A 6,108-nucleotide genomic window follows, 5' to 3' on the forward strand; every position below is an offset into this window, starting at 1 on the left:
TCATCAAAACAAAATGTATAGCATTCGCTAAGAGTGATTAAAAATAAATCATCGTACATGTCGTGTATTTAATTCCACTTTGTGAATTCAAAAATGAATTCATCGTGCATAGTCTCTATGTAAGTGGCTGAACCGGTGTGTTGGTCTGTTAGTAAAGGCTGGCTCACCACTCGCCGAAGCTTGTGATCTACACCACCTTCCTATCAACGCAGTCTTCTGCTGCCGACCTTCATCTTACGAAAGGATGTCTTGTCTCGGGATGGGATTCGTGCTTAGATGCTTTCAGCACTTAGCCCAAATGGCTTAGCTGCCCGGCCTGCCTTATCAGACAACCGGTAAACCAGTGGCCACGCTGCTCTGTTCCTCTCGTACTCGGAGCAACTTCCCCTCAGACATCCACGCTTCCATCAGGCAGAGACCGACCTGTCTCACGACGGTCTAAACCCAGCTCATGTTCCCTTTTAATTGGCGAGCAGCCACACCCTTGGCCCCTGCTGCAGGACCAGGATAGGAAAAGCCGACATCGAGGTACCAAACCGCGGGGTCGATAGGAGCTCTCGCCCGCGACGAGCCTGTTATCCCTGGGGTAATTTTTCTGTCACCTCCGGGCCCCAATAGTGGGCACACGAAGGATCGCTAAGCCAGACTTTCGTCTATGAATTCCGTGCGTTTGGAAATCCATTCAGTCTAGTTTTTGGCTTTGCCCTCTTCAACGGATTTCTGCCCCGTTTGAACTAAACTTTGGGCCCCTTTGATATCTTTTCAAAGGGGTGCCGCCCCAGCCGAACTGCCCACCTGCACGTGTCTCCAGTCTTCTCTGGATAAGTGGTACTGCAAAAAGAGTCTGGTGTTACATCGTTGCTTCTTAACATCCCGGAGAATGTTAAGCATGGCTCCCAGATACCCTGTGCAATTTTTACTATACCACAAGCACAAGCTGCAGTAAAACTCCACGGGGTCTTCTCTCCCCGATGGAAGATGAAGGACTGTTCGTCCTCCTTATGTGGCTTCACCGAGTTGTAGGCGGGGACAGTGGGGCTCTCGTTGTTCCATTCATGCGCGTCGGAACTTACCCGACAAGGCATTTGGCTACCTTAAGAGAGTCAGAGTTACTCCCGGCGTTAACCGGCCCTTAGCTCGGTTGAACCCAAGTTTTAGGTACCGGCACCGGCCAGGATTCAGCGACTATACAAATCCTTTCGGACTAGCAGTCGCCTGTGTTTTTATTAAACAGTCGGAACCCCCTTGTCATTGTAACCTGCGATCCCCATTCCTCATGAAGATTGCAGGCATCCCTTATACCTAAGCTACAGGACTAATTTGCCGAATTCCCTCGCCATACGGTATACTCGTAGCACCTTAGCTTACTAAGCTAGCGCACCTGTGTCGGTTCTCGGTACGAGCTTGCACATTACTAACTACACGGTCTTTCATGGTCTCTTGGATTCAAGAAAACTCCGCTAACGCGAAGCCACTCCTGCCTCGGATTAGTTCTCGTCATTACGACACTCCCCAACCCTAGAACAGTTAGATACAACGATAGTTGTACAACCCCTATCCGAAAGCTAACCATATAGCTCAAACGCTCTGTGCAAGGTACTGGAATATTAACCAGTTTCCCATTCGATTTACTCTGTTGAGGTAAACCTTAGGATCGACTACCTCCAGGCTGATAACGCATTGCCTGGAAACCCTTGCGCTTGCGGTGGTATAGATTCTCACTATACTATGCTGTTACTGCCACCAGGATCTGCAATAGAAATCGGTCCACAGGACGTCACCGCCCTGCTTCGACCCAATCACTACGCCAACCTACCATGAATCATCTACTGATAATTATCTAAAGTATCGGTACTTTGCTTTAGCCCCGTACATTTTTGAGGCATCCCCCCTCGGCAGGTAAGTTGTTACACACTTTTTTAAAGGATTGCTGCTTCTGAGCATACCTCCCTGCTGTCTTGGCGAGAACACGCTCTTTGGCTTGACACTTAGCAAAAATTTAGGGACCTTAACTTCAGTTTGGGTTAAACCCCTTTCGGTCGTGAGCCTTACGCCACACGAACCCGTGTCCTTGCTTCTACGATGTGTATCCGTTCGGAGTTTGAATGGAGGGTGAGGAATTTCTTCCCCGCGCCCCCCTATCAGTGCTCTACCGGAAACACTATCTCCACAAAGCACGCCCTGCGAGACGCTTCGGTTGGAACTAGCGAGCGCCAGACTAGATTGGTTTTTGACCCCTATTCCCAAGTCACAACAACGATTTGCACGTCAGAACGTCTTAAGACCTCCAGCGGGCTTTCGCCCGCCTTCATCTAGCTCAGGAATAGATCGTCTGGCTTCTAGCCTAGCTGCCATGACTCAACGCACTTTCACACGCTTCTCCTGACTTCTTGTGAAGCTGCGAGAACTCGGTTTCCCTTCGCCTTCACCATTGAAGGTTTAAGCTTGCCATGACAGTTAGCTCCCTGGCCCGTGATTCGAGACGGAACGCGTGACACTGATGATTAAAACATCAAATCTTTAGCTCTATTGCTAGAACCTCCAATCTGAAAAAATCACCTTTCATGCCACGCACGTCTGTAACCAATAGGTTTCATGCACTTTTCACCCCCCTTCCGGGGTACTTTTCAGCTTTCCCTCACGGTACTAGTACACTATCGGTCTTGAGAGATATTTAGCCTCGGATGCTACTTTCACCCATATTCATTGCCCACTACCAAGGACAACTACTCGGGTATGAATAGGACCATTTCCACTTCGCTTAAGGGGGTATCACCCTCTGTGCCAGAACATTTCAGATCATTTCAGCTGTGTTCCAGGATTCCATATTATCATACCAAAACACCACATCTCCCGAAGGATTCAGTTTGGGCTATTTCCTTTTCGATCGCCTCTACTTGGGAAATCTCAATTGATTTCTTTTCCACGTGGTACTAAGATGCTTCAATTCCCACGGTTCGACTTCCATCACCATTGTAACGGAATACACTATGTGTAAGATTCTCATTCGGACATCTCGGGATCATAGGATGCGTGCGCCTACCCCGAGCTTATCGCAGCTTGCCACGTCCTTCTTCTCTCCTCAAGCCTAGCAATCCACCTATTGGCGTCTTTACACCGGCAAATTCAGCCACATATTACACGACTATGCACGACGATCATTGCAAGTCCTCCGGTAAGAGGAACCTGCTACATCCTTCATACATCACTTTCGTGATGCATTGCATCGATGATTTTGTGAAGATTATGTGCACCCGGCACATTCACTTTGTCTAAGGAGGTGATCCGACCGCAGGTTCCCCTACGGTCACCTTGTTACGACTTTTCCCTTGTCACTTACCTCAAGTTCGATAACGCCAATCAGACGTCACCTCGCTAAAAGCAAACTTCAATGAAACGACGGGCGGTGTGTGCAAGGAGCAGGGACGTATTCACCGCGCGATAATGACACGCAGTTACTAGGGATTCCATATTCGTGAGGGCGAGTTGCAGCCCTCAGTCATAACTGTGGTAGCGTTTGAGGATTACCTCCTCCTTTCGGATTCGGAACCAATTGTCACTACCATTGCAGCCCGCGTGTGGCCCCAGAGTTTCGGGGCATACTGACCTGCCGTGGCCCCTTCCTTCCTCCGCATTAACTGCGGCGGTCCCGCTAATTCGCCCCACTACTCCTGAGAGTAATGGTGGCAACTAGAGGCAGGGATCTCGCTCGTTACCTGACTTAACAGGACATCTCACGGCACGAGCTGGCGACGGCCATGCACCACCTCTCAGCTTGTCTGGTAAAGTCTTCAGCTTGACCTTCATTCTGCTGTCTCTCCGGGTAAGATTTCTGGCGTTGACTCCAATTGAACCGCAGGCTTCACCCCTTGTGGTGCTCCCCCGCCAATTCCTTTAAGTTTCATACTTGCGTACGTACTTCCCAGGCGGCAAACTTAACGGCTTCCCTGCAGCACTGCATTGGCCACAAGCCAATGCATCACTGAGTTTGCATAGTTTACAGCTGGGACTACCCGGGTATCTAATCCGGTTTGCTCCCCCAGCTTTCATCCCTCACCGTCGAACGTGTTCTGGTAGACCGCCTTCGCCACAGGTGGTCATCAATAGATCAAAGGATTTTACCCCTTCCTACCGAGTACCGTCTACCTCTCCCACTTCCTAGTTATGCAGTATTCCCGGCAGCCCATACGTTGAGCGCATGGATTTAACCGAAAACTTACAAAACGAGCTACGGATGCTTTAGGCCCAATAATCATCCTGACCACTTGAGGTGCTGGTTTTACCGCGGCGGCTGACACCAGAACTTGCCCACCCCTTATTCACCAGTGTTTCTAGGACTGGCAAAAGGTTTCTTTAGCAGAAACCACTCGGATTAACCTTGTCGTGCTTTCGCACATTGCAAAGTTTTCTCGCCTGCTGCGCCCCATAGGGCCTGGGTCCGTGTCTCAGTACCCATCTCCGGGCTACTCCTCTCAGAGCCCGTACCTGTAATAGTCTTGGTGGGCCATTACCTCACCAACAAACTGATAGGCCGCAGTCCCATCCTATGGCGATAAATCATTTGAAACATAAACCATTCCAGGCATAATGTTCTATCGGGTATTATTCTCAGTTTCCCGAGATTATTCCCGTCCACAGGGTAGATTGACTACGCGTTACTGAGCCGTCTGCCTTGTATTGCTACAATGACTCGCATGGCTTAGTATCATTCCGATAGCAGTCAGGTCCGGCAGGATCAACCGGATTCTGATTTTACGTGATTATTGAAGTACATGTTGTACTATAATTGGAATTGACGGATGCACATAATCTTCACATTTCAGATTTGATCAGTTGATCAGATCCTCATTTTGTATGCGTAAATGGAGGCCCATGAATCACAAAATGGTATAATACCATGCTTTCATCACAAGCGCCGCCTATTGCTTTACGTATGCAGAAACTCAAGGAATCCAAATCCATATAAACCATGCCTAAAATTATTTCTGATCTCTGTTTTTTTTATAAAAATTTCATATTTCTGTACATACCCACCCCTCATTCGTGTTTTATTCACAAAACAGGGCAAGTTGAGAGCAAATATCGATACTTAAAATTGCTGAAATGGTAATTATAGAATAACTTTTGACAGATTACATTTCAGAATACAAGAAAAAAACAAAAGGATCGGTAAAACTATTTTCCAAATCCCTAAAATTTCATGTAAACGGAGTTAGTCATAATATTAGATTCTTTGAACCATACCCATTTGTTGTAAAATCGTCTGCTGGAAAAAATTTAGTCGATGTCGATAACAACAAGTATACAGATTATTGGATGGGACATTGGAGTTTGATTTTAGGACATGCTCCAAAACAAGTCAAAGAATCCATAAAAAAACAGATTGACAAAAGTTGGATGTATGGAACGGTAAATGAGCAAACTATCAAGTTATCTGAATTAATTACAAAAGCAGTTCCAGTAGCTGAAAAGATTCGTTATGTCACATCTGGAACTGAAGCTACAATGTATGCAGTAAGACTAGCACGTTCAGTCACCGGTAAAAACATTATTGCAAAGATTGATGGTGGTTGGCATGGATATACATCGGATTTACTAAAGAGTGTAAACTGGCCATTTACAGAATCGGAGAGCAGTGGTGTTGTAAATGAAGAAAAAATAATATCAATTCCATACAATGATTTGGAAAAATCTTTAGAGATTCTAAATAAAGTTTCAAATGATTTAGCCGGGATAATAATTGAACCCGTATTAGGTGGCGGCGGATGTATTCCAGCAAAAGCAGAATATCTTAAAGGAATACAAGAGTTTTGTAAAAAAAATAATTCATTATTTATCTTAGATGAGATTGTAACTGGATTTAGATTCAGATATGGGTGTCTGTATCCAACAATGAAGATTGATCCTGACATTGTTACGTTAGGAAAAATTGTTGGTGGTGGAATGCCAATTGGTGTGATGTGTGGCAAAAAAGAGATAATGGAGCATTCCAACACAAAGGGCAAGAAAAAAACAGAACGAAGTTATATCGGGGGTGGAACATTTTCTGCAAATCCAATGTCAATGACTTCAGGATTTGCAACATTAACTGAATTAAAAAAATCAAAA

Annotated in this window: 1 protein-coding gene and 2 rRNA genes; 1 reads left to right on the top strand and 2 read right to left on the bottom strand. The window is 46.1% G+C overall.

Annotated features, from left to right (window positions below; translation table 11 throughout):
- Nucleotides 1–128 precede the first annotated feature (128 nt).
- Nucleotides 129–3,125, bottom strand: a 23S ribosomal RNA gene (locus tag BG20_RS07775).
- 150 nt (nt 3,126–3,275) lie between these two features.
- A 16S ribosomal RNA gene (locus BG20_RS07780) occupies nt 3,276–4,746 on the bottom strand.
- The 16S and 23S rRNA genes sit together here, the layout of an rRNA operon.
- A gap of 378 nt (nt 4,747–5,124) precedes the next feature.
- On the opposite strand from BG20_RS07780, the gene BG20_RS07785 reads away from it, so the two are divergent.
- The coding region (locus tag BG20_RS07785) for an aspartate aminotransferase family protein (RefSeq protein ID WP_010193267.1) at nt 5,125–6,108 on the top strand (984 nt) is incomplete at its 3' end.

It is taken from the genome of Candidatus Nitrosarchaeum limnium BG20 (assembly GCF_000241145.1).
GTDB lineage: Archaea > Thermoproteota > Nitrososphaeria > Nitrososphaerales > Nitrosopumilaceae > Nitrosarchaeum > Nitrosarchaeum limnae.